22 protein-coding genes are annotated in these 24,698 nt (G+C 66.4%); 8 read left to right on the top strand and 14 right to left on the bottom strand.

The window, feature by feature from the left end; translation table 11 throughout:
* The first annotated feature begins 2 nt into the window (after positions 1-2).
* The 5 genes from BLJ79_RS00600 to purM all read left to right on the top strand — a co-directional run bounded on the left by BLJ79_RS00600 (position 3) and on the right by purM (position 4,504).
* On the top strand, positions 3-1,010 hold the full coding sequence (locus BLJ79_RS00600; RefSeq protein WP_071212736.1) for an asparaginase: 1,008 nt from the start codon (positions 3-5) through the stop codon (positions 1,008-1,010).
* Between the two features lie 6 nt (positions 1,011-1,016).
* Entirely contained in the window at positions 1,017-1,391 is a 375-nt protein-coding gene (locus BLJ79_RS00595) for a sterol carrier family protein (RefSeq protein ID WP_071212735.1), read from the top strand.
* A gap of 13 nt (positions 1,392-1,404) precedes the next feature.
* A complete protein-coding gene (locus BLJ79_RS00590) occupies positions 1,405-1,731 on the top strand; it encodes a hypothetical protein (protein WP_071212734.1) in 327 nt (108 codons plus the stop codon).
* Between the two features lie 62 nt (positions 1,732-1,793).
* Positions 1,794-3,344 (top strand): amidophosphoribosyltransferase, encoded by a 1,551-nt coding sequence (gene purF / locus BLJ79_RS00585; protein ID WP_071212733.1) that lies wholly within the window; start codon positions 1,794-1,796, stop codon positions 3,342-3,344.
* Positions 3,345-3,361: 17 nt separating this feature from the next.
* Positions 3,362-4,504, top strand: coding sequence for a phosphoribosylformylglycinamidine cyclo-ligase (gene purM, locus BLJ79_RS00580; RefSeq protein WP_071212732.1), 1,143 nt, complete (start codon positions 3,362-3,364; stop codon positions 4,502-4,504).
* A gap of 226 nt (positions 4,505-4,730) precedes the next feature.
* Here purM and BLJ79_RS00575 read toward each other — a convergent pair whose 3' ends face one another.
* Together BLJ79_RS00575 and BLJ79_RS00570 are read right to left on the bottom strand one after the other, a co-directional pair.
* Complete coding sequence (locus BLJ79_RS00575) at positions 4,731-5,654, bottom strand: Sir2 family NAD-dependent protein deacetylase (protein WP_071213209.1); 924 nt, start codon at positions 5,652-5,654, stop codon at positions 4,731-4,733.
* Positions 5,655-5,828: 174 nt separating this feature from the next.
* Positions 5,829-6,056: a DUF3073 domain-containing protein gene (locus BLJ79_RS00570; protein WP_071212731.1), complete on the bottom strand. Its 228-nt coding sequence runs from the start codon at positions 6,054-6,056 to the stop codon at positions 5,829-5,831.
* A gap of 248 nt (positions 6,057-6,304) precedes the next feature.
* Here BLJ79_RS00570 and BLJ79_RS00565 point away from each other — a divergent pair, with 248 nt between their 5' ends.
* Positions 6,305-6,847, top strand: coding sequence for a hypothetical protein (locus BLJ79_RS00565; protein WP_139194654.1), 543 nt, complete (start codon positions 6,305-6,307; stop codon positions 6,845-6,847).
* Positions 6,848-6,947: 100 nt separating this feature from the next.
* Here BLJ79_RS00565 and clpB read toward each other — a convergent pair whose 3' ends face one another.
* The 4 genes from clpB to BLJ79_RS00545 all read right to left on the bottom strand — a co-directional run bounded on the left by clpB (position 6,948) and on the right by BLJ79_RS00545 (position 11,681).
* Positions 6,948-9,539 carry an ATP-dependent chaperone ClpB gene (clpB, locus tag BLJ79_RS00560; RefSeq protein WP_071212729.1) on the bottom strand — a complete coding sequence of 864 codons (2,592 nt, stop codon included), beginning with the start codon at positions 9,537-9,539 and terminating at the stop codon, positions 6,948-6,950.
* 214 nt (positions 9,540-9,753) lie between these two features.
* Positions 9,754-10,326, bottom strand: coding sequence for a YceI family protein (locus BLJ79_RS00555; RefSeq protein ID WP_071212728.1), 573 nt, complete (start codon positions 10,324-10,326; stop codon positions 9,754-9,756).
* Between the two features lie 305 nt (positions 10,327-10,631).
* The gene (locus BLJ79_RS00550; protein ID WP_353615463.1) at positions 10,632-11,168 is read right to left on the bottom strand and encodes a VOC family protein; all 537 of its coding nucleotides are present in this window, start codon (positions 11,166-11,168) and stop codon (positions 10,632-10,634) included.
* 105 nt (positions 11,169-11,273) lie between these two features.
* Positions 11,274-11,681, bottom strand: a complete 408-nt coding sequence (locus tag BLJ79_RS00545) for a YccF domain-containing protein (protein WP_071212726.1) — start codon at positions 11,679-11,681, stop codon at positions 11,274-11,276.
* Positions 11,682-11,877: 196 nt separating this feature from the next.
* Here BLJ79_RS00545 and BLJ79_RS00540 point away from each other — a divergent pair, with 196 nt between their 5' ends.
* The gene (locus BLJ79_RS00540; protein WP_071212725.1) at positions 11,878-13,416 is read left to right on the top strand and encodes a polysaccharide deacetylase family protein; all 1,539 of its coding nucleotides are present in this window, start codon (positions 11,878-11,880) and stop codon (positions 13,414-13,416) included.
* A gap of 20 nt (positions 13,417-13,436) precedes the next feature.
* Positions 13,437-14,294, top strand: a complete 858-nt coding sequence (trmB, locus tag BLJ79_RS00535) for a tRNA (guanosine(46)-N7)-methyltransferase TrmB (RefSeq protein WP_071212724.1) — start codon at positions 13,437-13,439, stop codon at positions 14,292-14,294.
* A 56-nt stretch (positions 14,295-14,350) separates the two neighbouring features.
* On the opposite strand, the gene BLJ79_RS00530 is transcribed toward trmB, so the two are convergent.
* The 8 genes from BLJ79_RS00530 to BLJ79_RS00495 form a co-directional block, all read right to left on the bottom strand.
* The gene (locus tag BLJ79_RS00530) at positions 14,351-15,259 is read right to left on the bottom strand and encodes an alpha/beta hydrolase (protein WP_071212723.1); all 909 of its coding nucleotides are present in this window, start codon (positions 15,257-15,259) and stop codon (positions 14,351-14,353) included.
* A gap of 22 nt (positions 15,260-15,281) precedes the next feature.
* On the bottom strand, positions 15,282-15,713 hold the full coding sequence (locus tag BLJ79_RS00525; RefSeq protein WP_071212722.1) for a heat shock protein transcriptional repressor HspR: 432 nt from the start codon (positions 15,711-15,713) through the stop codon (positions 15,282-15,284).
* A gap of 99 nt (positions 15,714-15,812) precedes the next feature.
* Positions 15,813-16,781: a DnaJ C-terminal domain-containing protein gene (locus BLJ79_RS00520; protein ID WP_071212721.1), complete on the bottom strand. Its 969-nt coding sequence runs from the start codon at positions 16,779-16,781 to the stop codon at positions 15,813-15,815.
* Positions 16,782-16,969: 188 nt separating this feature from the next.
* Positions 16,970-17,527 (bottom strand): nucleotide exchange factor GrpE, encoded by a 558-nt coding sequence (locus BLJ79_RS00515; RefSeq protein WP_071212720.1) that lies wholly within the window; start codon positions 17,525-17,527, stop codon positions 16,970-16,972.
* A 14-nt stretch (positions 17,528-17,541) separates the two neighbouring features.
* Positions 17,542-19,386, bottom strand: a complete 1,845-nt coding sequence (gene dnaK / locus BLJ79_RS00510) for a molecular chaperone DnaK (RefSeq protein ID WP_071212719.1) — start codon at positions 19,384-19,386, stop codon at positions 17,542-17,544.
* Between the two features lie 346 nt (positions 19,387-19,732).
* Entirely contained in the window at positions 19,733-20,206 is a 474-nt protein-coding gene (locus BLJ79_RS00505; protein ID WP_071212718.1) for a hypothetical protein, read from the bottom strand.
* A 298-nt stretch (positions 20,207-20,504) separates the two neighbouring features.
* The gene (locus BLJ79_RS00500; protein WP_071212717.1) at positions 20,505-22,280 is read right to left on the bottom strand and encodes a DEAD/DEAH box helicase; all 1,776 of its coding nucleotides are present in this window, start codon (positions 22,278-22,280) and stop codon (positions 20,505-20,507) included.
* 256 nt (positions 22,281-22,536) lie between these two features.
* The gene (locus tag BLJ79_RS00495; protein ID WP_083410898.1) at positions 22,537-24,666 is read right to left on the bottom strand and encodes an MMPL family transporter; all 2,130 of its coding nucleotides are present in this window, start codon (positions 24,664-24,666) and stop codon (positions 22,537-22,539) included.
* Positions 24,667-24,698 lie beyond the last annotated feature (32 nt).

The following is a 24,698-nucleotide window of genomic DNA, read 5'->3' as shown; positions in this document are numbered from 1 at the left end:
ACATGGCCGAAACCTTGCTTGCTTCCGACACCGTGGACCTCGTTGTGCTCGAACGCAACGGCTTCATTGAATCCCGCCACCGCGGAACAGCGGTGGTCGTCAATGCCGCGGGCGAGGTGCTCGACGCCCTGGGAAACCCCAACGTCCTGGTCTATCCGCGCTCGGCGCTCAAGCCGTTCCAGGCCTTGGCCTCCATGCAATCCGGGGTCCCGTTGCGCGGCGCGCAGGTGGCCCTGGCCTGCGCCAGCCACGACGGCAGCACCGAACACACCGAGGTGGTCGAATCCATGCTGGCCAAGGCCGGCCTGTCGGAAGCCGACCTGTTGTGCCCGGCCTCCTGGCCGTCGCACGAGGAAACCCGCACCGAGCGGATCCGAGCGGGGCTTGGCAAATCCGCGATCAGCTTCAACTGCTCCGGAAAGCATGCCGCGTTCCTCTGGGCGTGCGCCGAGAACGGGTGGGACACCAAGACCTACCTGTCCCCCGGGCACCCGGTGCAGCAACGGGTCATCGGCGTCATCGAGGAGTACGCCGGCGAAACCATCTCGCACCTGGGAGTGGACGGCTGCGGCGCGCCGGTTCCGGTGATCTCGCTGGCCGGGCTGGCCCGGGCCGCCTCGAAGCTGGCCCAGGCCCCCGGCAACAAGCATGCCGATGCGCGGGCGGCAACGATTGCCACCGCGATGCTCGACTATCCGTGGGCCGTCCAGGGCCACGGCAAGCCCAACTCCGTGGTGATGGAGGACCTGGGCGTCATTGCCAAGCTCGGCGCCGAGGGCGTGCTGCTGCTGGCAGCACCGTGCGGGATAGCGGTGGCGGTGAAGATGAGCGACGGTTCGGGCCGCGGAAGCGACCTGTTGGGACTCACGCTGCTGGCCAACGCCGGCGCCATTTCCACCGACCAGCTCACCGACATCCTGGCCAAGTTGACCAGCCCGGTGCTCGGCGGCGGGGTCCCGGTCGGCGCGCTGCGCCTGGCCTCCCCGGTCATGGACCTGCTGGATTCCTGAAAAGCCATGGCCATCAAGCGACGCATTGATCCGGCCGAGGGCAACCGTGCCTTCCGCCGCTGGATCGACACCGCCGACGCCCAGGCGGACGCGCTGCCGCGCCCGCTCATTGCCATGGCGGTGCGCTACACCCTGGAGGAACTGGCCAGCCGGGCCGAGGGCAACTCCGTGGAGGTGCGGGTCCCGCCGTTCGGGGTGACCCAGTGCATTCCCGGTCCCCGGCACACCCGGGGCACTCCCCCGAACGTCATCGAGCTGCCAGCGGCGCTCTGGCTCGCGCTGGCCTCGGGCAAGATCGGCTGGGAAGCCGCGCTTGCCACGGGCAAGGTCACCGCCTCCGGGCTGCGGGCGGACCTGTCGGCCGAACTGCCGCTGGTTTAGTACCCTAGAGGGTATGGAATCCAGCCAGCACCCCAGCAATCCCACCCCCGCAGACAAGGCCGCCGGCGACATCGAGGTCGAGGTCTACGCTGCACCCAAGTTCTGGCCGTTCATGGGCATCGGCGCCCTGCTGGGCATCGTCATCGCGTTTGTTTCCGCCTTCACCGGCGAGGAATCCACCGACTTCTCCCGGGCCGCGGTGGCGGGCTTCCTGTCGGTCGCGTTCGCCTTCTTCGGCGTATTGCTCGCCGGCGTCGTCTTTCTGGTTGTGGATCGCATCACACGAAAAAAGGCACGTCGCGCGCTTGCCGTGCCGATGGGTGACCCAGAACACCGCTAGAAGCCGGCTTGTGGGAGACTTCACGCCCAAACGGGCATCCGGCTCGTGAGAGAATAATTGCTATGGCGCGTGGTGACGGAAACCTAAATCATGATCTTTTGCCCAACGAGAAGGGCCCGCAGGATGAATGCGGTGTCTTTGGCGTGTGGGCTCCCGGCGAGGAAGTAGCGAAGCTGACCTATTACGGTCTCTATGCGCTGCAGCATCGCGGGCAGGAATCGGCCGGATTGGCCACTAGCGACGGGGCCCGGATCAATGTCTACAAGGACATGGGTCTGGTCTCCCAGGTGTTCGACGAGAACACCCTCAATTCGATGCAGGGGCACCTGGCCATTGGCCACTGCCGCTACTCGACCACGGGCGCCAGCCACTGGGCCAACGCCCAGCCGACTCTCGGCCCCACCGCCGCGGGCACGGTTGCCCTGGCGCACAACGGGAACCTGACCAACTCGGCCGAGCTGATGGAAATGGTCAGGGACGAGCAGGAAGAATCCGGGGAAAAGGTCCGCGGCGAAATCGCCCAGGGCAACACCACCGACACCGCACTGGTGACGGCGCTGCTCAACGGCGCCGAAGGCGAATCCCTCGAAGAGACCGCCCTGTCGTTGCTGCCCAAGCTGCGCGGCGCCTTCTGCTTCGTCTTCATGGACGAACACACCCTCTACGCGGCACGCGACACCTACGGCGTTCGCCCACTGGTGCTCGGCCGCCTGGAACGCGGCTGGGTCGTGGCCTCCGAGCAGGCCGCCCTGGCCACCGTCGGTGCCAGCTTCATCCGCGAGATCGAACCGGGCGAATTCATCGCCATCGACGAAGAGGGCGTGCGCTCCCGGCGTTTCGGCGCGGCCACCCCCGCGGCCTGCGTCTTCGAGTACGTCTACCTGGCCCGCCCCGATGCCTCCATCAACGGACGTTCGGTCTACGAGACCCGTGTGGAAATGGGCCGCCAGCTGGCACGCGAGAATGCCGCCGAGGCGGACATCGTCATCCCGGTGCCCGAGTCGGGCACTCCGGCTGCCATCGGCTACGCCGAGCAGTCGGGCATCCCCTTCGCCCACGGCTTCGTCAAGAACGCCTATGTGGGCCGCACCTTCATCCAGCCCTCGCAGACGCTGCGCCAGCTGGGCATCAAGCTCAAGCTCAACGCCCTGGAACCGGTCATCAAGGGCAAGCGCGTGGTCGTGGTCGACGATTCGATCGTGCGCGGCAACACCCAGCGCGCCGTGGTGCGGATGCTGCGCGAGGCGGGAGCGGCGGAGATCCACGTGAAGATCTCCTCCCCGCCCATCAAGTGGCCCTGCTTCTACGGCATCGACTTCGCCACCCGCGCCGAGCTCATCGCCAACGGCGCCGCGGTCGAGGAAATCGGCAAGTCCATTGGCGCCGACTCGCTGGCCTACATCTCCGAGGACGGCATGATCGGTGCCACCGAGCAGAAGCGCGAGCGCCTGTGCACCGCCTGCTTCACCGGCGACTACCCGATCGCCCTGCCCGAAGCAGCACTGCGGGGCAAGAACCTGCTTGAACGTAGCAACCAGGCAGGATGTGAGCCGGGCCCGGATGCAGAGTTCGAGTCGGCTCTCACCGCCGAAGACAAAACACCGCGCAACTAAGTAAAGGACCATCAGAGATGACAAGCGCCACCCCTGAGAATTCCGGAATCACCTACGCTTCGGCCGGTGTCGATGTCGAGGCCGGTGACCGCGCCGTTGAATTGATGAAGGGCGCCATCAAGGCCACCCACAACGCCAACGTCCTAGGCGGTGTCGGCGGATTCGCAGGCCTGTACGACGCCTCGAAGTTCCTTTCCTACAAGAAGCCCCTGCTGGCCACCTCCACCGACGGAGTCGGCACCAAGGTCGCCATCGCCCAGGCCATGGACATCCACCACACCATCGGCCAGGACCTGGTCGGCATGGTCGTCGATGACATCGTCGTGGTCGGCGCCGAGCCGCTGTTCATGACCGACTACATCGCCTGCGGCAAGGTCGTCCCCGAGCGCATCGCGGACATCGTCCGCGGCATCGCCGAGGGCTGCACCATCGCCGGCACCGCGCTGGTCGGCGGGGAAACCGCCGAGCACCCGGGCCTGCTGGGCGAGCACGAATACGATGTTGCCGGTGCCGCCACCGGCATCGTCGAGGCCGACGGCCTGCTGGGCCCGGAGCGCGTGAAGGACGGCGACGTCGTCATCGGCMTGGCCGCCTCGGGCATCCACTCCAACGGCTACTCGCTGGTCCGCAGCGTTGTGGCGCMCGCCGGCTGGGCGCTTGACCGCCACGTGCCGGAGTTCGGCCGCACCCTGGGCGAGGAACTGCTGGAACCGACCCGCATCTACACCATGGACTGCCTGGACTTGATCCGCACGTTCAACGTCGACGGCGCCATCGACATCCACGGTTTCAGCCATGTCACCGGAGGCGGCCTGGCGGCCAACCTTGCCCGCGTGCTTCCCCAGGGCCTGATGGCCACCGTGGAGCGCAACAGCTGGGAACTTCCGGCCGTGTTCAAGGTGATGGCCGAGCTGGGTTCCGTGCCGCAGCCGGACCTGGAACGCACGCTGAACCTGGGCGTGGGCATGGTTGCCATCGTTGACGCCGCGGTGGCCGACGCTGCGCTGGCCCGCCTCAACGCCCGCGGCATGACCTCCTGGGTCATGGGCAAGGTCGGAACCGTCACCGACGAAGCCAAGGCCGCCGGCCTGGATTACGTCCAGGGCGCCAAGGGCGTCGACGGCGGTGCGGTGCTGATGCGCGGCAATTTCGCCGGCTAACTGCCACAAGGCCCTTAAGAGCGAGGGACCGCACCCGATGGGTGCGGTCCCTCGCTCTTTTAAGTCCTCGGTCCCGACCGGCAGACGGGTTCAGACGGTGGGGATGCCTCCCGCGGCAGGGGAAACCCCTGTTCCGGGCGCTCGACCCGGCCTGGCTCGCCGCCGGCCTCGGCTCCAACGCCTGGCCTGCGTCGACTGCCAGCGCCCGACAGCGGAGGCGGAAGCCCTACATGGGTCGGCGCGTGGTCCCGCCGAGCGGTTCTTCCAGGATGGCCAGGGCCTCGGCGATGTTGCTGCGCCACCGGTAATCGGCCTTGGCGTCTCCCCGGGTGGGGCCGCCGTTGATCAGCCCGACCGGCTTGCCGGCGCCGCGGGCGTCCAGCAGCAGCTTGTAGCCGCTCATGACCGCCAGGGAGGAACCGACCACCAGCAGCGAGGCGGAGTGCGCCTCCATCGCCTTGAGCCGGACCTTGCGTTCAGCCGGGACGCTTTCCCCGAAATAGACCACGTTGGGCTTCAAGGCCTGCGAGCCGCACACCAGGCAGCCGACCATGTGGAACTCGGCCACGTGCGCATCATCCAGCGACACGTCGCCGTCAGGGTTCACCAGCGAGGGATCCAGGTCGACGCGTTCAAGATACCCCGGGTTGGCTTCGTGCAGCCTCGCATCGAGGTGTTTCCGGTCCTCCAGGGCCCCGCAATTCAGGCAGCTGATCTGCTGCAGGTCCCCGTGCAGGGGAATGACGTTCAGCGAGCCGGCCGCGACATGCAACCCGTCGACGTTTTGCGTCACGATGCCGCTGATCTTGCCCTGCGCTTCCCATTGGGCCAGGCGTCGGTGGATGGGGTTGGGCGAGGCCTGGGCCATGTGCCGCCATCCCACGAAACTGCGTGCCCAATACCGGTGGCGGGCGCTGGGCTCGTGCTGGAACTCCTGATAGGTCATCGGCCGGTGGCGAAGCAGGGACCCCTGGGGCCCCCGGTAGTCGGGGATCCCGGAGTCGGTCGAGACCCCGGCGCCGGTGAGCACCAGCACCGAGCCGGCCTCGAGCATCCTGCGGATGCCGGCGGCGGCGACCTGCGGATCCTGCAGCGGTGCGGTCTCCCCCACCACGCGTTCGATGGAACGGATGGCGGCACGATGCGCCATCCGGATGCCTAGTTCGCCTTCATGCAGCATGTGGTCCCATCGCTGTTTCCCGGGCAAGGCAAAGGCCGCGGTCACTAGCGCCGCTGGGGGCGTAGTGGCCACGGCTGCCGTGTTCACGTATTGGAGAACCGATAACCACAGATTGCTCTGGGGTCACTTCAGGGAGTCGGCGCATCAGCTGATGCGCCGTTGGTCGTCCTCGTCGTCATCGTCTGCGTACTTGTCTTCGTAATCCGAATAATCGGACTCGAAGGGTACGTCGACAGGGCTTGGTGTCGTGGTGCTGTGACCACGGCTCTTCCCAAGCTCGCGTTCCAAGGCGGACAAATCAGTGGCCGGGGAGAAATATTTCATGTCCCTGGCCTGTCGTGTCGCTTTTGCCTTCTGACGGCCGCGCCCCATGGCGTGACCCCCTTTTTTCAGTAGATCTGGAGGTGGTCCACCTATGTCAGGCGGAGGCCCCAGAATATGTGACTAATTCTTTCGTATTTCAAGGTTAACATGATTCCGCGGCGAGTGCCTGCCCGGAACCACCGTTCCGCCGGTAGAGTATTATTTTGTCCACCAAGTCGACTGCCACCCGCCCGGGAGCTTGCTTGCCTGATCCGCCACCGCCAGAGCCAAGAGCTGCGCTTCCTGCTCTAAGTGCCATGTCACAGACGCGTTCGTGGTGGCGTGCCCCGGCCCTTTGGGCCTTGCTCGGGGCACTGGGAATCATGCTGATTGTCATCTACGGAGCCAACAGGTTTTTTGGCCACCACGACGCCGCGGCGCCGGTCGCCGAAGTGACACGAAACGCATCCCCCGGCATCGACGGGGTCATTGCCACGGACGTCCCGGCGGACCAGTTGCAGGTTGGCGATTGCCTTCAGGGATTCAACGGCCCGCTGGAAACCTCCACGGTGGTGACCTGCCTGACCGCACACAACGCACAGCTGATCGGCACCTTCACCATGGACGGGGACCAGTTCCCCGGTCCGGCAGGAATCCTGTCGCGGTCCGAGGAACTGTGCAAGTCGATTGCACTGGATCCCGCCAGCCCCCTGGACACGGGTTGGTCATATCAATTCTCGCGGCCGTCCGAAGCCACCTGGAAGAACGGCGACCGGCTGGTCGCCTGCTTCCTGTCACTGAACGAGGGCAGCGTTCGGGTCTCGATGCTGCCTTCCGAATCCGCGGCATTGAACACCTGACACCCGCTGCCACCCCATTCGCGGAAGCAGGCCGGGCACGACGCGGCCGGTGCCCGAAGCGCTGTTCGCGCCTCGGGCACCGGCCGTTGACCTTGGATCCTTAGTTGCGGCGGGAAGTCAGGGTCAGCCCGTTGCCGTCCTCGCCGACGCCCACCACCACGGTGTCGCCGTCCAGGATGGTCCCGAGCAGCAATTGGCGGGCCAGCCGGTCCCCGATCTCGCGTTGCACCAGGCGGCGCAGCGGCCGGGCGCCGAAGGCCGGGTCGAAGCCGGTGAAGGCCAGCCAGTCGCGTGCATCGTCGTTGACCTCCAGCACCAGGCGGCGTCCCGCCAGGCGCTTGGCCAGCGCGTCGACCTGCAGGGCAACGATCGAGCCGAGCTCGTCCAGCGAGAGTGCGTCGAACATGATCACATCGTCCAGCCGGTTCAGGAACTCGGGCTTGAACGAGGCGTTGACCAGGTTCATCACGGCCGCGCGCTTGGTGTCTTCCTCCAGCGTCTGGTCAACCATGAACTGCGAGCCCAGGTTGGAGGTCATGATCAGGATGACGTTGCGGAAGTCGACGGTGCGTCCCTGCCCGTCGGTCAGGCGCCCGTCGTCGAGCACCTGCAGCAGGATGTCGAAGACCTCCGGGTGGGCCTTTTCCACCTCGTCGAGCAGCACCACCGAGTAGGGGCGGCGGCGCACCGCCTCGGTGAGCTGTCCGCCCTCCTCGTAGCCGACGTACCCCGGAGGGGCGCCGACCAGCCGGGCCACGGAATGCTTCTCCCCGTACTCGGACATGTCGATGCGCACCATCGCGCGTTCGTCGTCGAATAGGAAGTCGGCCAGGGCCTTGGCCAGCTCGGTCTTGCCCACGCCGGTGGGGCCCAGGAACAGGAACGAGCCGGTGGGGCGGTCGGGATCCGAGATCCCGGCCCGGGCGCGGCGCACCGCATCGGAGACCGAGGCGACGGCCTTCCGCTGGCCGATCAGCCGGTGGCCCAGGAAGTCCTCCATCTCGAGCAGCTTCTGGCTTTCGCCTTGCAGCATGCGCCCGGCCGGGATGCCGGTCCAGGCCGAGATGACCTCGGCGATGTCGTCGGCGGTGACTTCCTCGGCGACCATCGATTCCTGCGTGCCGGCGGTGGCCTCGGCCGCGGCGGCGTCCTTCATCTCCTTTTCCAGCGCGGGGATCTCGCCGTAGAGCAGCCGCGAGGCGCTTTCCAGGTCGCCCTCGCGCTGCAGCTTCTCGGCGCTCGAGCGCGCCTCGTCCAGCTTGACCTTCAGGTCTCCGACCCTGTTCAGTCCGGCCTTCTCGGCCTCCCAACGGGCGTTCAGCGCATCAAGCTCCTCCTTCTTGTCGGCCTTGTCGGCGCGCAGCGCATCGAGGCGTTCACGGGAGGCGGGATCGGTCTCCCCGTCGAGGGCAAGCTCCTCCATGGTCAGCCGGTCCACCGCACGGCGCAGTGCATCGATTTCCTCGGGTGCGGAGTCGATTTCCATGCGCAGCCGGCTGGCGGCCTCGTCGACCAGGTCGATGGCCTTGTCCGGGAGCTGGCGTCCGGCGATGTAGCGGTTGGACAGCGTGGCTGCGGCCACGAGTGCGGAGTCGCCGATCGTGACCTTGTGGTGGGCCTCGTAGCGCTGCTTGAGCCCACGCAGGATCGCTATGGTGTCATCCACGCTCGGCTCCCCCACATAGACCTGGGCGAAGCGGCGCTCGAGCGCCGGATCCTTCTCGATGTTCTGGCGGTACTCGTCCAGCGTCGTGGCACCGATCAGGCGCAGCTCGCCGCGGGCCAGCATGGGCTTGAGCATGTTGCCCGCATCCATGGCCCCCTCGGAGGCTCCCGCGCCAACGACGGTGTGGATCTCGTCGATGAAGGTGACGATCTGCCCGTCCGAGGACTTGATTTCCTCCAGGACGGCCTTGAGCCGCTCCTCGAACTCGCCGCGGTACTTGGCCCCGGCGATCATCGAACCCAGGTCCAGGGCGATCAGTGTCTTGCCGCGCAGCGACTCGGGAACGTCTCCGGCGACCATGCGCTGGGCCAGGCCCTCGACCACGGCGGTCTTGCCGACTCCGGGTTCCCCGATGAGCACCGGGTTGTTCTTGGTGCGCCTGGAGAGCACCTGGACGACACGGCGGATCTCGGCGTCGCGCCCGATCACCGGGTCGAGCTTGCCCGAGCGGGCGATGGCCGTCATGTCGGTGCCGAATTTTTCCAGGGCCTGGAAGGTGTTTTCGGGATCGGGGTTGTTGACCTTGCGGTCGCCCCTGATGCCGGGCAGCGCGCTGTCCAGGGCCTGGCGGGTGGCACCGCTTTCGCGCAGCGCCCTGCCGGCGGCCCCGGTGTCCTCGCTGAGTCCAAGCAGCAGGTGTTCGGTGGAGACAAAGCTGTCCCCCAAGGAAGCGGCGGCCTGCTGGGCGGCGGTGATGGCCTGCAGGATCCCGCGGGAATACTGGGCCTGCGCCACGTTGCTTCCCGAGGAGCTGGGCAACGCCTTGATGGCGGCACTGGCCTGGACCGAGACCTGGTCCGGGTCGACACCGGCGGCCTTCAACAGGGCGACCGCGACCGATTCTCGCTGGTCGACCAGCGCCTTGAGCAGGTGGGCGGGTTCCACTTGGGGATTCCCAGCGGTGGAGGCGTTCATTCCCGACGCGGCGAGCGCCTCCTGGCTTTTGGTTGTTAGCTTGGTGTCCACGCTCTTCCTTTCATGGTTGGGCATTCACTCAAACTTGAGTCTACTCCACTCAACTATGCTCTGGCGAGGGATATTCCCGTGAATGGCAAAGCGCCGGCGACCCGGACACGGGTCGCCGGCGCTTTGCCATACAGGTTGCGGTGCGGCCGCGGGACGGTTACGTGAGGTTCGGCCCCGGGGGCCGGGGCCCAAACAGGCCGTCCGGCAGGAGAGGCTAGGTGGCTCCAGCCCCGCCCTTTGCATCCTTGATGGCGGAGATCTCGAACTCGAGCAGGACCCGTTCGGATACCAGGACTCCCCCGGAGTCAAGCGCCTTGTTCCAACTCACGCCGTACTCGCGGCGGTCGATGCGTCGGCTGCCCTCGAAGCCCGCACGAAGGTTGCCAAATGGATCGGTCTCGACGCCGGTGAATTCGAGGGGTACCGCGATCTCTCGCGTGGTCTCCTTGATCGTCAGTTCGCCGTTGACGATGAAGCTGTTCTCGTCGACCTGGTCTATCCGCGTGGAGCGGAAAACGATGTTTGGGTATTTGGGTGCGTCGAAGAAGTCGTTGGTCCGCAGGTGCTGGTCGCGGTCGGCATTGCGCGTGTCGACGCTGGCGACTTTCACGGTCATCTCGACACTGCATTTGCTCATGTCTTCGGCATCGATGTGGACTGTTCCCTCCACCTCGTTGAAGGCGCCCCGCACTTTCGTCACCATCGCGTGGCGCGCATTGAAGCCGATGCGAGTGTGCCCTGGATCGAATCGCCACGTCCCCGCGTAGGCTGGATCGAGCTGGGTCATTGGTCCCCCTTGTGGTTGCTGTACGGGTGGACGTGTCCGCCCGGCTGGTGCTTACACTACCAACGCAATGTCCGCCCGTCTCCTGTTGCCCGCGACTTTTTGCCAAGGCCCGCGGCGCAACAACTGCTGGTGCTGCCACGGGGACGAAGAGGTCCCGGGATGGCCGCTCCCCGGCGCTGCGGGGTTTGTACGACCAGCGACACGGAGAAACCCCGGCACCGCCCCTCGAGGCGATACCGGGCAGGAATCCAAAAAGGCCGCGGGCATTCGCCCGGAACCTGCGCATCAGGGATGCGCAGACCGGTCTATCCCCGGGCGGCGGCCTCAAGCACGGCGATATCCAACTTCCGCATGGGCATGAACGCCTCCGTCACCCGACGCGTAACCTCCGGATCCGGATCGCCAAGCAGCTCCACCATCCGCACCGGGACCACCTGCCAGGAAACGCCGAAACGGTCTTTGAGCCATCCGCATTGGCTTTCCTCTCCACCGGCGGTGAGCTTGTCCCAGAAGTAGTCGACTTCGGTCTGGTCCTCGCACATGATCTGGAAGGAAATCGACTCGTTGAACTTGAAAAGCGGGCCTCCGTTGAGGGCCACGAAGGATCGGCCATTGAGGTTGAACTCCACCGTCAACGGTTCGCTGGACGGATTCCCCTGCGAGTCCATGTCGAGGTGGGAGACGATCCCGGAATTCGGAAAGATCCCGGTGTAGAACCGGGCGGCTTCCAGCCCCTGGCCGTCAAACCACAGGCAGTTGATCAGGTCTTTCATGTGATGATCCCATCCGGTTGGTGTGGGGAATTGTTTCCCACCCCCAAAGGCTAGAAAGGTGTTCGGCATGATTCAAGGGGCCGGCGACAAAACGGGTGCGGAAGTTTTCCGCGCCGCATCCGTGGGATTCCTCTCGCCCACGGATGTTGCACGGATCCAGTCGCGAGGGCAGACCTACCGGTACGTGGGAATGTACTGGGTGCTGGGAACGATTTCCTTTCCCAGGGGCATGAGGGAAATCGGGATCATCTTGAGGTTGGCGATGCCCAGCGGGATGCCGACGATGCTCACGAACATCGGGATCGCGGTCAGCACGTGGCCAATGGCGATCCAAATGCCGGCCACCAATACCCAGATGACATTTCCAATGGTTGAAAAAGCTCCTACCCCGCCTCGGTCCACCACCGTGCGCCCAAAAGGCCACAGTGCATAAAGGGCAATCCGGAAGGAAGCAATGCCGAAGGGGATGGTGACAATGAGCAGGCAGCAAATGATGCCGGCCAGCATGTATCCCGCCGCCAGCCAGATACCGCCGAAAACAAGCCAGATGACGTTCAGGACCACGGAGAGAGTGTTTCGCATGTATCCAGCTTCGCCCATGAGCCCGTGCCGCGCCATGGGGTAATACCCTGAGTCGTCCCCCAATTGCTTGATAACGCTTTCTAACGATTCGCGCCGATGGCCCCGAGGATTCGATAAGCGTACGGCAAACAGGCAAGATTATTGGATGCCGTATGCGTTTGCTCGAAAATCTTCCCTGCTTCTTTCCGGACTCCTTGTGATCGTACTTCTGGCAGGTTGCGCACCGGCACCAGGATCCCCCAAGTCCCCGCGGGATTCGATCCAGGAAGCCGCAAACGCGTCATCCAACGCGGAGGGCCAAAACTCCGACGCCCTTCCCCTGTTCCTGGTTCCAGACCTGAATGCGGTGACCGCGACCGATGAGCACCGCCGCATCTTCACCAAGCATTTCGAGGTTTCTTCCGTCCCCGCGGTGGCCCGGTCCCAGTCGGACCTTGTCACGGAGCAGGTCGATGCATTCAAGTCCACGAATGTTCCGGATGTGGCTACGGGGGAACGGCCCGTGGCGGAACTGAACATGCGCAGCCATCTCACGGCCGTTTCCACCCGGGTCCTGGGCATCCGGGTCAACACCTATGAGTCCACCGGCGCCGGTGCCGGAACCCGGTATGTGACACAGTGGTTCACCCAAGACGCACCAGCGGCACTGGGAACCAGGGACTTGTTTGACAGCGACGAGGACTGGGCGCAGTTCAAGGAGTTCATCGCCCAGGCAGCAACCGCCGATCCCAGGGTTTTCGTCGGGAGCCTGCTGGACCTCGATGATGCCTGGCTGGACTCCGTGAATTTCGACGCGCATGGAAACGCCCTGGTGGAATTCGATGACAACAGTGTCGGCCCCGGCTCGGCCGGCCCCATTGTCGTGAAGGTCGATGCCGAGCACGTTGCCGCGTTGCTCTCCGGGTTCGGAACCCTGGCCCGCACGGCCGCAACGTCTCCGAGCCCCAGGGTGCAGCTGGGCCTGCTGCAGGACCGGGCCAGCCAGGCACCCGACGGCGGTGCCGCGGCGACGAGTCCGGAATCCGTTCCCGATGCCGGCAAGAAATCCGAGGGGGCCGATCGCAACCGGCGACCGCAACGTGCCGTCGACTGCACGGCAACGAAGTGCGTGGCATTGACCTTCGACGACGGACCGGGCCCGAAGACCGGGAAACTGCTCGACACCCTGCGCGAGGGCAACGCGCCCTCCACGTTCTTCGTCGTCGGCCCCAATGCCAAGCTGCGACCCGAGATCTTGGCCCGCATGGTGGCCGAGGGCCATGAAGTCGGGAACCACACGTGGAACCACCGCTCGCTCACCTCGCTGTCCTCGGCGCAGATCCAACGTGAGATTGACCGCACCAACGCGGCGATCGCCAAGGCCGTCGACCAGCCCGCCACCCTGATGCGCCCTCCCTACGGCGCACACAACTCCATCAGCGACCGGCTCGCGAGCACCCCGGTGATCCTGTGGGACGTCGACACCCTGGACTGGAAGCACCGCAACACCGAAAAGGTCGTCGACGCCGCGATTTCCCAGACCACGCCGGGGTCGATCGTGTTGATGCATGACATCCATTCCAGCACCGTGGCGGCGGTCCCCAAGATCCTTGCCGGCCTGCGCGCCAAGGGGTACACCTTTGTTACCGTCACCGAGCTCATGGGCGATTCGGCGCTCAAGGCCGGAGAGAGCTACGCCCGCGGCCCGCAACCGGCAAAAGCCTCCGGTGCCAAGGGCGCCAAAGCCACCCGGTGAAGTTCGCTACCCTTAAGCCCATGAGCATTCCCCCAGAGCGCAAGATGCCGGTCAGCGGCCGCGCCGTCGAAGACCTCGCCTTTTACCGAACCGAACCCGTCTCGTTTGTCCGCCGCGGCAACCGCCTGCAGGGCCGCCGTGCCGACGCCTGGGAACGCACCGCCCAAAAGTACATCATCGAGCCGCCGCGCGAGCAGGCAGACACCTCCGTGGCCGAGGGCTACCAGTTCGACCAGGAAGCCATCTACGGCCGCAAGGCCCCGCTGATCGTGGAGATCGGCTCGGGCCTGGGCGAAGCCATGGCCTTTGCCGCCAGCGAGCACCGCGACAAGGACTTCCTGGCCGTCGAGGTGTACCGCCCCGGATTGGCAGCGCTCATGGTGCGGGTGGAAAACAACGAGCTGACCAACGTGCGCGCGGTCCAGGCCAATGCGCCGGAGGTCCTGGACTCGATGCTTCCGGCGGCCTCAGCCGACGAGGTCTGGATCTTCTTCTCCGACCCGTGGCACAAGATCCGCCACCACAAGCGCCGCCTGATCAAGGATTCGTTCGTGAAGAAGCTTGAGCGCGTGCTGGTCCCCGGCGGCGTGGTCCGCCTTGCCACCGACTGGTCCAACTACGCCGAGCAAATGCGCGAGGTCTTTGACGCGGCCGACGCGTTCACCAGCCTGCACCCCGGCGAGCTGGCCGGCGAGGACAGCAACCTCACCAAGGTGCGCCGCCTGGGCCTGGAAAAGGACGAGAAGGATCCCGCATTCATCGACGAGCGCGGGGGCTGGGCTCCCCGCTTCGAGGGCCGCACGTTGACCAGCTTCGAGGGCAAGGCGCTCAAGGCCGGCCGGATGATCTTCGACCTGGCCTACCGCAAGGCGCCGTAGCCGGTCGGTGTTGCTGTGGGCGGTGTCGGGTTTCGGTCCGGCACCGCCCGCCGTGCTTAAGCCAGCGGTTGCTGCCCGGTGGTGATCAACGCCAGATTGCGCAGGGACAGCGTGTCGGGGTCCCGGTAGCCTCGGGGCGAGGCCGGATTCCCCGGCAGGTGCTGGGAGGTGTTGTGGCCGGTGGCGGCATGCAGTCCCAGTTCCGGGATGGCACCGACGCTGAACTCGTGGCCGGAAAGCATCTTGCGGCCCGAGAGCGCGCGGCCTAACCACGCCAGTCGGTCGCCCGGGGCGATGGCCTCGTAGACGTTGTGTGGCGGCACGTTCAGCCGCCCCGGGCTGCGGGACAGGTGCCGGGGAATCCCGGCCGAACCGATGGTGGCCAGCGCCTGGGCGTGGACCGCGTACCCGGATGCCGGGTCAAGAACCTGGGCGGCAAGCGTGGCTGCGTAGGAGTGGGCTTCGAGTGCCAGGTGCGGGGCGTCGGGCCTCAAGCGGGCAAAGGTGCCCAGGTCTTGCCCGAGCCGATGCAGGCCCCGCCGGGCGGCATTGTCCAGCAGGGCGCTGGCCAAGTTGGGGGCGGGGTATCCCAGCCACGCGACCACCGCGGGTTCGGCGATCCCGACCTTTAGTTGTTCCAGGTAGAGCTGCCCGGCTTCCCGGACGCTGCCCCACAACGCGTTGCGCGCCCTGATGCCGGTTCCGGAAAGCTGGAAGGTCACGTGCGTGGCGGTGTCCAGCTCGCCCACGGCAACCGCGGCCAGCGGCTCGCGGCCGGACAAATCAAGGTACAGCAGGTGGCGTGCGGGAATGGCCGGGTCCATGGCTCCGGGGCGCAGCGCATGGGCTGTCCCGTCGAGGGCCTGGCGGTGGGAGGTGCGCAGCCGTCCGCGGATCTTGCACAACGCCTCGAAGCGGCGCTGGGCCGCGGCGGAGAGACGGGCATAGTCCTCGGTCGGTGGCATAGGGGGCGTCCCGGTGCGGCGGCTACTTGCCGCGCGGCTTCCACACGACCACGGCCTGGCTGCGGCCGCGCGGGCGCTGCCCGCGGGCCAGGGAGACCACGTCCCCGGTGCTCCCGGCGGCAAAGACGCGTCCCAGGCCCGCGGCCTGGTGGGCGCTGCGCAGGGCGAAGACCTCGTTGCTCAGTTCGCCGATCCGCATGCGCAGGGCGGCGACCTGGTTTTCCAGGGCCATGATGCGCCTGATGCCTTCCAGCGAGACCCCGTCCTTGGACAGGCGCTGGATCTCGCGGAGCAATTCCACGTCGTGCTCGGAGTACCTGCGTTGCTTGCCGCCCTGGCGGGAGGGGGAAACCAGGCCGAGGCGGTCGTATTGGCGCAGCGTCTGGGGGTGCATGTCGGCCAATTCGGCTGCAACTGAAATGACGAAGATCGGCCTTAGTCGGTCATTGCCCATGATCCCTGCCTTTCATCCGGTTTCATCCACCGTAGCCAATATCCCGGTGGGGCCAAGGGCCCCGCGTCGCCGGTCAAGCGGCGCGGGGCCCTGAGGTGTTTAGAGTTTTGCGCGGGCGACCAGGGACTCGCGCGGGTTCTCGCCCTTGGTTGCCTCGGCGAAGGCCTCGACGGCCGCCTTGGCTTCCTTGGAGAGGTTCTGCGGGACCACCACGTCCAGGGTGACCAGCAGGTCGCCGGTGGCCTTGGAGGTCTTGACGCCGCGGCCCTTGAGCCGCAGCGTGCGCCCGGTTGCCGATCCCGCGGGGACCTTCATCTTGACGCTTTCCCCGGTCAGTGTCGGCACCTCGATCTGTCCGCCCAGTGCGGCCTCGTCGAAGGTGACCGGGACATGGATGCGGATGTTGTTGTCTTCACGGATGAAGACCGGGTGCGGGCTGACGGTGACCTTGACGATCAGGTCACCGGCGCCGGCGGAACCGGGCGATCCCTTGCCGCGCACGCGCACCGACTGCCCGTCCTTGATCCCCGCGGGGATCCGCACGTCGATGACTTCGCCGTTGGCCTCGCGCAGGCCGATGGTGGTTCCCTTTATGGAACCGGCGAAGGAAATGGTGGTGCTTGCGGTGCGGTCCGCGCCCTTGCGCGGCGCCTGCTGGCCGAAGCCCCCGAAGCCGCCCCCGCCGCCAAAGAGGTCGGCGAATTCCGGCGGCACCTGGCCGCCGCGCCGGCTTCCTCCGCCTCCGCCGCCACCGAAGAGGTTGGAGAAGACATCCTCGAATCCGCCGTTGCCCGGTGCCCCGCCTTGGCCGCCGGCGCTGAAGCGCGCCCCGGAGCCCATGGCACGGATGGCGTCGTACTGCTGGCGGTCCTCGGGATCCGAGAGCACCGAGTGCGCCTCGGTGATGTCCTTGAACTTGCGCTCGGACGCGGGATCCCCGGAGTTGGTGTCCGGGTGGTGCTTGCGGGCAAGCTTCCGGTACGCCTTCTTGATATCCGCGTCGCTGGCGTCCTTGGAGACGCCAAGAATGGCGTAGAAATCCTTTTCGACCCAGTCCTGACTTGCCATCAGGCGCCTCCTTTGGTGGTGAAATTCTCTGTGGATGGCCCGCCGGAAATTCGCGGCGGACCAGAAATCTGTGGGTGGTGCTTCACCAAGTGTGCGGCGGATCGCTGGTTCCCCCCAAGGGGAAGCGAAGCGATCCGCCGCATACGGTGGTGCAATTCGTGCATTGCTGCAGTCGTTGCCGGTGGTGGCTATTCCCCGAGGGAAACAATCACCTGGGCTGCGCGAAGGATGCGCTCGCCCTTCTTGAACCCGGTGCGCAGCACCTGGGCCACGTGGTCCGCCGGGATCTCCGCGTGCGGCTGCTGGATCAGCGCCTCGTGGATGTTCGGGTCGAAGAGCACCCCGGCCTCGGCGATGCGCTCCAGGCCGAGGCTCTCAAGCACTGCGTCGAGCTTGTTGGCGATCGAGGCGAACGGGCCCTCGGTCAGGTCGCCGTGGGCACGGGCCGCGTCGATGTCGTCAAGCACCGGCAGCAGGTTGACGAACACCGACTGCACGGCGACATCGCGTGCCACGTCACGGTCGCGCTCGACGCGCTTGCGGTAGTTGACGTACTCGGCCTGCAGGCGCAACAGGTCGTCGCGCAATTCGGCTTCCTTGTCGTTTGCCTCCGGCGCCTCGGTGTCGGCTGCTGCCTCGTTGAGGATGGCCTCGGCCTGGCTCAACGCGTCACCCGAGTCGTGGGCCTCGTCAACGGGGGTAACCTCGTCCTTGGAGATGCCCTCGTCGTGGTTTTCCTCTGACATGGTTGATGCGCCCCTTACTTCTTTTCGTCTTCGTCGATGACCTCGGCGTCGACGATGTCCTCTTCGGCGTTCGGGGCCTCGGCATCAGCGGCGGCTGCGCCCTCGGACTGTGCCTGCGAGTAGATGGCCTCGCCCAGCTTGGTCTGCGAAGCCTGCAGCTTCTCGAACGCGGTCTTGACCTCGTCGTCGTTGTCCTGCTTCTCCAGGGCGGCCTTCAGCGCGTCGACGTCGGCCTGGACCTCGGTCTTGACTTCCTCGGGCAGCTTGTCCTCGTTGTCCTTGATCAGCTTGTCAACAGAGTACGCAGACTGCTCGGCGGCGTTGCGGGTCTCGGCTGCCTCGCGGCGGGCCTTGTCCTCGGAAGCGTGCTCCTCGGCCTCGCGGACCATGCGGTCGATGTCGTCCTTGGACAGCGCGGTTCCGCCGGTGATGGTCATCGACTGCTCGACGCCGGTGCCCTTGTCCTTGGCGGAGACGTGGACGATGCCGTTGGCATCGATGTCGAAGGTGACCTCGACCTGCGGGATGCCGCGCGGGGCCGGCGCGATGCCGGTCAGCTCAAAGGTGCCCAGGGCCTTGTTGTCGCGGGTGAACTCGCGCTCGCCCTGGAAGACCTGGATGGAAACCGAGGGCTGGTTGTCCTCGGCGGTGGTGAAGGTCTCCGAACGCTTGGTCGGGATCGCGGTGTTGCGCTCGATCAGCTTGGTCATCACACCACCCTTGGTTTCGATGCCCAGGGACAGCGGGGTGACGTCGATGAGCAGCACGTCCTTGCGCTCGCCCTTCAGCACGCCGGCCTGCAATGCGGCGCCCACGGCGACGACCTCGTCCGGGTTCACGCCCTTGTTTGCGTCCTTGCCAGCCAGTTCCTTGACCAGTTCGACAACGGCGGGCATGCGGGTCGAGCCGCCAACGAGGATCACGTGGGCGATCTCGGAGACCTTCACGCCGGCTTCGGCGATGACGTCCTTGAACGGCTTGCGGGTGCGCTCGAGCAGGTCGGCGGTCAGTTCCTGGAACTTGGCGCGCGAAAGGTGCTCGTCCAAGTGGACCGGGCCGTCGGCGGTGACCGAGAGGTACTGCAGGGAGATGTTGGTGGAGGTAGCCGAGGACAGTTCCTTCTTGGCCTGCTCCGCGGCTTCCTTCAGGCGCTGCAGGGCGATCTTGTCCTTGGACAGGTCTGCGCCCTTCTGCTTGGCCTGGGCCAGCAGCCAGTCGACGACGCGCTGGTCCCAGTCGTCGCCGCCGAGGCGGTTGTCACCCGAGGTGGCGCGCACCTGGATGGTGGAGAAGTCGTCTTCGTCCTTGCCGACTTCCAGCAGGGAGACGTCGAATGTTCCGCCGCCGAGGTCGAAGACCAGGATGAGCTCGTCTTCCTTGCCCTTGTCCAGGCCGTAGGCCAAGGCGGCTGCGGTCGGCTCGTTGACGATGCGCAGGACGTTCAGGCCGGCGATCTCGCCGGCTTCCTTGGTGGCCTGGCGCTCGGCGTCGTTGAAGTAGGCCGGGACGGTGATGACCGCGTCGGTGACCTTCTCGCCCAGGTACGACTCGGCGTCGGTCTTGAGCTTCATCAGCGTACGTGCGGAGATTTCCTGCGCGGTGTACTTCTTGTCGTCGATGGCGACCGACCAGTCGGTGCCCATGTGGCGCTTGACCGAGGCGATGGTGCGATCGATGTTGTTCACGGCCTGGCGCTTGGCGATGTCGCCAACCAGGACCTCGCCGCTCTTGGCGAAGGCCACAACCGACGGGGTGGTGCGGTTGCCTTCGGCGTTGGCGATGACGGTGGGCTCGCCACCTTCGAGGACGGATACAACGGAGTTGGTGGTTCCGAGGTCAATACCTACGGCACGTGACATGGGGATGCTCCTTCATTACCTTGGGAAAATGTTCCAACGCCAGCACGATTCACATCGGTTGAGCGTTCTGGACTCAAGTTTACTCGTCATCAAATCGATGTCAATTCAAAGTTGAGCGAGGATGGCTCAACTTTGGCGTTGAGGCGTGGTTCTGGTCCCCAATCCAACAAAAGTTCCCCGGAATCCCGGGGAACTTGGAGTTGGCTGTGAACGTTGTTCGCCGGCAGAGATCATGCGGGAAACGCCCGTGGCCGATGCCGGTGAGCCGGYCGGCATCCGCGGATCGATACCCCGGGGATGCCTGGCCTGCAAGGTAGCGTGCGGCAGTGGCGCGAGGCAAACCGGCTCAGCGACCCAGGACCAGGTCCACGCCGAGGTAGGCAAGCAGGCCGAAGGCAGTACCCCAGAGGATGATCGAAATGACCTGCCAGAAAATCACCTTTTCCTTGGCGGCCCCGAAGGACACCAGCGCGGCCGAGGTGATCTGGCTGGGCAGGATGGTCTGCCCCAGCAGGCTTACGCCGGCAATCCCGTACTTGTCGAATGCCGAGCGCAGCTTGGCGTACTTCACCGACGGGGAGGAATTTTCCTTGGCAACCTTTCGGCGCACCAGGTGGGCCCCGTTGACCAGCAGGAGCATCGAGGCGACGTTTCCAATGACAGCGGCCCCCACGGCAATCACCGGGTTGACCCCGATGACCACTCCGAGCGCCGAGCCGAAGTAGGACTCGATGAAGGGGACGGCCGCTGCCAGCATCACGGCGAGCCACTGCAGTGCGGGCGGGAATTCGGCGGTGAACTGCTGCAGCGATTCAATCAAGGTGGATCTCCAATGTCGTCAGGTCTCGGTCATCTGCGCGGTTTCCCTGCCGATCAAATGATTCGGGCGATTGCCGCGGCGTCGTGTCACCAGATTATTGGCTCTCCCCGCCCGGCCCGGGCATCCAAAGGATGATCTCCCCGGGGATGGGAACGCACCGGGTTCAACCAAAGGGATGATTCCGCGAACGTCGCCGAGCGTTCCTTAAACGCCAAGTGGGCCCGGGATTGCAACGAATGTTGCATTCCCGGGCCCACTTGTTGGATCAGGCTGGCCACCAGCGGTGGCCGGAATGGTCCTAGAAGTTGCGGCCGTTCGAGGCCGGAGCCGAGGCGCGACGCGGACCGCGTCCACGGCCTGCACCGGTTGCGGCCTCCACCTTGGAGGCGCCCAGTGCCTCGGCAATGGTGTTGCCCCCGCGCGGGCGGGAGCCGGCACCCGAACCCTGGCGCTGGCCCGAGTTGTTGCGGGCCGCTGCCGAACCGCGGTTCGGAACGGGGCTGCGACGGGCTACGTCGCGGTCGTCCTGGCGCACGTCGACACGACGGTCGGAGCGGTTGTCGGTCCGACGCTCGCCGCCACGCGGGGCCGAGGCGCCGCGGCCGTCGTTGCGGCGTTCCCCGCCACGGCCGCCTGCAGCGGCGTAGCCGCGGCCTTCGCCACGGTTCTCGGTGCGGTTCTCGGTGCGACGTTCGCCGCCACGTCCTGCCGCGCCATTCCCGCCGCGGCTCTCGGTGCGACGCTCGCCGCGGTTTTCGTCGCGGTTGCGCGGTGCTTCCCCGCCGGCGCTCTTGGCGGTGCCGCGGCCGCCGCGGCGACGGCCCCGGCCGCCTGCTGCGTCGGAGTCGTTCAGGGTGTCCTTGCGGACACTTGCGGTGCTGCGCAGCTGCGGGGCAACGTAGGCAACGGGCTCGGCACGCTCGCCGACAACGTCGGAAACAATCTGGGCGTTCGGGGTGACCTTGACCATCGGCACCTTGATGCCTGCGGCCTTCAGCAGCGACTTGACGTCGCTCTGCTGGTCCGGGGTGACGACGGTGACGACGGTGCCGTCCGAACCGGCGCGGGCGGTGCGGCCCGAGCGGTGCAGGTAGGCCTTGTGCTCTGCCGGCGGGTCGATGTGGACGACAAGCTCGACGCCGTCGACGTGCACGCCGCGGGCGGCGACGTCGGTGGCCACCAGCACGCGGGCATCCCCGGCCGAGAAGGCGGCAAGGTTGCGGTCGCGGGCGTTCTGGCTCAGGTTGCCGTGCAGGTCAACGGTCGGGATGCCGCACTTGGACAGCCAGACGGCCATCTTCTTGGCGTGGTGCTTGGTGCGCATGAACATGATGCGGCGCCCGGAGCCCGAGGCCAGGGTGCGGACCAGTTCCTTCTTGTCGTCGTTGGACACCAGGAACACGTGGTGCTCCATGGTGTTCACCGAGGCCGAGGAGGAATCCACCGAGTGCACGGTCGGGTTCGCGAGGTAGCGCTGGACAAGCTTGTCCACGCCGTTGTCCAGCGTGGCGGAGAAGAGCATGTGCTGGATGCCGCGGGGGGCCTGGTCCAAGATGCGCTTGACGACCGGCAGGAAGCCGAGGTCGGCCATGTGGTCGGCCTCGTCCAGCACGGAGATCTCCACGCGGGAGAGGTCGGCGACGCGCTGCTTGAGCAGGTCCTCGAGGCGGCCCGGGCAGGCGATGAGGATGTCGACCCCGGCGTTGAGGTCCTTTTCCTGTCGCACCTGCGAGACGCCGCCGAAGACGACGGCAACGCGCAGGTCCACGGCCTTGGCCAGCGGCTCAACGACCTTGGCGATCTGGGTGGCCAGCTCGCGGGTCGGTGCCATGATCAGGGCACGCGGGAAGCGGGCCTTGCGCGGCTTGGGGTTGGCGGCCAGGCGGGCGACCACCGGAAGGGAGAATGCCAGGGTCTTGCCCGAGCCGGTCTGGCCGCGGCCGAGCACGTCTCCGCCGTTGAGGGTGGTCGGAAGGGTGGCTTCCTGGATGGGGAATGCGCTCTCGATCCCCTGCGACGCGAGGACGTCTGCGAAGATTGCGGGCACGCCAAGGGAAGTGAATGAAGGACTCACGTGGTACTTTCTCTCAAAGCTTCGCACGACGGTTTCGGCGCGCGTGGTCGCCGAAGAAAGAGAGAGCCAAGATGGCGCTAAGCGCACATTGACCGGCCGCGTTCGCTCCCTCGAAAGGAAGCAAGGCGTGCGGCGGATCGGGAAATCCAGTCTGTCGACGCATAGACCCTCGGGCTGCAAGCAGAGTGCTCGCACCTTACCGATCTACAAGTACCCAGCTTATCAGCACCCGGGGCCTCGCCGAACGAGAGATCCGTTACCTTGTGCGCCCGAGCTTGCTTGGCCACCACACTTTCCCGCCGAGATCATGGACCAGTGCCGGCACCAGCAGCGACCTGACCACCAGGGTGTCAAGCAGCACGCCGAAGGCTACGATGAATCCGAGCTGCAGAAGGAACATGATGGGGATGATGCCCAGCGCGGCGAACGTGGCCGCCAGCACCACGCCCGCGGAGGTGATGACGCCACCGGTGACGGCCAGGCCTCGCAGGACGCCCGCACGCGTGCCGTGCTCCAGGGATTCCTCCCGGACCCGGGTCATCAGGAAGATGTTGTAGTCCACGCCCAACGCCACCAGGAACACGAATCCGAACAGCGGAACGGACGGGTCGGCCCCGACGAAGTTGAAGATGCCGTTGAAGACCCAGGCGGAAACCCCCATGGCGGTTCCGTAGGACAGCAGGGTGGTCGCCACCAGGAGCACCGGGGCCAGGATCGATCGCAGCAGCAGCATCAGGATGAGCAGGATGGCGCCGAGGATCAGCGGGATGATCTTGACCAGATCGGCCTGTGCCGTGGTCGCGGTGTCGCTCAGCGTCGCCGTGGTTCCGCCCACCAGCGATTCCGGGTCCTGCCCGTGGAGCATCTCCCGCAGGTCCAGCAGCGTCGCCTTGGCGGCGTCCGAGTCCGCGGCGTCGTCCAGGGTGATGGAGATCAGGCTCCGCCCCTCGACCACCTGGGGCTCGCGTCCGGCCTGCACGAGGGCGGGTCCGCCGTCGGCGGCCTGGAGGTAGGCCGAGGCCACCCCGCCGGCGTCCTCGATCCGGGGCAACAGGTCCGCGGCGCGCGATTCGTCGACGATGGCGAAGAGCGGGCTTCCCGTGCCTCCGGGGAAGTGCTCCCCGAGCACGAGTTGGCCGTCGCGCGAATCGGTCTGGCCCAAGACCAGTTCGCTTTGCGGCACGCCGGAGGCCTTGAGCTGGGTCATGCCCAGGGCACCGGCGGCCAGCACCAACGCCGTAAGCACCCAGATCGGCCGGGGGTGGCGACCGACGAATCCGGCGACACGTCCCCATAGGCCCGCGGGCAGTTCCTCGGCGTCCAACCGGACCTCGGGCTTCGGCATGAAGGGCCAGTAGGCTTTCCTGCCCAGCAGCGCCAGCGCGGCGGGCAGGAAGGTCAGGGCGGCGATGATGGAAAAGACGATGCCGCTCGCGCCAATCGGGCCCAGCGCCTTGTTGGAGTTCAGGTCCGAGAAGAGCAGGCACAGCAGGCCGACCGTCACTGTGCCGCCTGAAGCCAGGATGGGTTCCACGGATCGCTTCCAGGCCGTCACCACGGCCTCCCAGCGGTCCTGCCCCTTGGACAGCGCCTCCTTGTGCCTGGCCACCAGCAGCAATGAGTAGTCGGTTGCGGCGCCGATGACAAGGATGGAGAGAATGCCCTGGCTTTGCCCGTCGAGGCTGATCCAGCCTTCCTTGGCCATGAAGTACACCGCGAGGATGGCGGCGCAGAGTGCGGCGACGGCCGTGAACAGCACCGTCACCGGCAGCAGGACGGAGCGGTAGACCAGCAGCAGGATCAGGAAGACCGCGCCGAGCGCCACCCCGAGCAGCACCCCGTCGATGCCCCCGAAGGCCTCCACGAGGTCGGCGCTGAATCCGGCCGGGCCGGTGACGTAGGCGCGGGTCCCCTCGGGAATCCGCTCGGCAAGCTCCGCGCGCAGGTCGTCGACCGCAGCGTCGACCTCCGCATTGCCGTCCAACGGAACCAGCAGCTGTGCCGCAAGCCCGTCCTCGGAAGCGAAGGGGCCGACGATCTCGCCGTCCAGGCCCCCGAGGTCCGTCAGCGAGGCGGCAACCTCCTTGATCCGGTCCTGGTCGATCGCCGATTCGCCGGCAATCACCACCACCGCGGGGATGGCGTCGGAGGTGCGGAACTTCGCTTGCCATTCCAGGGCCCGCGTCGCCTCTGCCGTGGCCGGCAGGAACGCCGCCTGGTCGTTGGTTTGCACATCCCCCAGCTTGCCGAAGGTCGGCCCGCCCACTCCGGCGACGCCCAGCCAGATCGCGACCAGCACGACGGCCAGCACCGCGCGGAAAACGGCTTTGCCCGTTCCCGGACCGGGCTTCTTTCCCGGTTTGCCGGGGCCCGCCCCGACCGCCATGACTCGATTGTCCACGTTCCAACTCCTCGTTG

The organism is Arthrobacter sp. UCD-GKA, assembly GCF_001863355.1.
Taxonomy (GTDB): Bacteria; Actinomycetota; Actinomycetes; order Actinomycetales; family Micrococcaceae; genus Paeniglutamicibacter.
This window is presented reverse-complemented; position numbering and strand designations above follow the sequence as displayed.

Bases quoted from the DNA above. Each gene is read 5' to 3' on its own strand.
- BLJ79_RS00575 (WP_071213209.1), bottom strand. From the start codon at position 5,654: ATGGCGCATCGTGCCGCCATCCGTTCCATCGAACGCGTGGTGGGGGAG.
- BLJ79_RS00555 (WP_071212728.1), bottom strand. From the start codon at position 10,326: ATGACCCAGCTCGATCCAGCCTACGCGGGGACGTGGCGATTCGATCCA.
- BLJ79_RS00525 (WP_071212722.1), bottom strand. From the start codon at position 15,713: ATGGGCAATGACCGACTAAGGCCGATCTTCGTCATTTCAGTTGCAGCC.
- BLJ79_RS00545 (WP_071212726.1), bottom strand. From the start codon at position 11,681: ATGCGAAACACTCTCTCCGTGGTCCTGAACGTCATCTGGCTTGTTTTC.
- BLJ79_RS00565 (WP_139194654.1), top strand. From the start codon at position 6,305: ATGTCACAGACGCGTTCGTGGTGGCGTGCCCCGGCCCTTTGGGCCTTG.
- dnaK (WP_071212719.1), bottom strand. From the start codon at position 19,386: ATGTCACGTGCCGTAGGTATTGACCTCGGAACCACCAACTCCGTTGTA.
- BLJ79_RS00590 (WP_071212734.1), top strand. From the start codon at position 1,405: ATGGAATCCAGCCAGCACCCCAGCAATCCCACCCCCGCAGACAAGGCC.
- BLJ79_RS00515 (WP_071212720.1), bottom strand. From the start codon at position 17,527: ATGTCAGAGGAAAACCACGACGAGGGCATCTCCAAGGACGAGGTTACC.
- BLJ79_RS00550 (WP_353615463.1), bottom strand. From the start codon at position 11,168: ATGCCGAACACCTTTCTAGCCTTTGGGGGTGGGAAACAATTCCCCACA.
- BLJ79_RS00570 (WP_071212731.1), bottom strand. From the start codon at position 6,056: ATGGGGCGCGGCCGTCAGAAGGCAAAAGCGACACGACAGGCCAGGGAC.
- BLJ79_RS00530 (WP_071212723.1), bottom strand. From the start codon at position 15,259: ATGCCACCGACCGAGGACTATGCCCGTCTCTCCGCCGCGGCCCAGCGC.
- BLJ79_RS00595 (WP_071212735.1), top strand. From the start codon at position 1,017: ATGGCCATCAAGCGACGCATTGATCCGGCCGAGGGCAACCGTGCCTTC.
- BLJ79_RS00520 (WP_071212721.1), bottom strand. From the start codon at position 16,781: ATGGCAAGTCAGGACTGGGTCGAAAAGGATTTCTACGCCATTCTTGGC.
- BLJ79_RS00495 (WP_083410898.1), bottom strand. From the start codon at position 24,666: ATGGCGGTCGGGGCGGGCCCCGGCAAACCGGGAAAGAAGCCCGGTCCG.
- trmB (WP_071212724.1), top strand. From the start codon at position 13,437: ATGAGCATTCCCCCAGAGCGCAAGATGCCGGTCAGCGGCCGCGCCGTC.
- BLJ79_RS00600 (WP_071212736.1), top strand. From the start codon at position 3: ATGGCCGAAACCTTGCTTGCTTCCGACACCGTGGACCTCGTTGTGCTC.
- purF (WP_071212733.1), top strand. From the start codon at position 1,794: ATGGCGCGTGGTGACGGAAACCTAAATCATGATCTTTTGCCCAACGAG.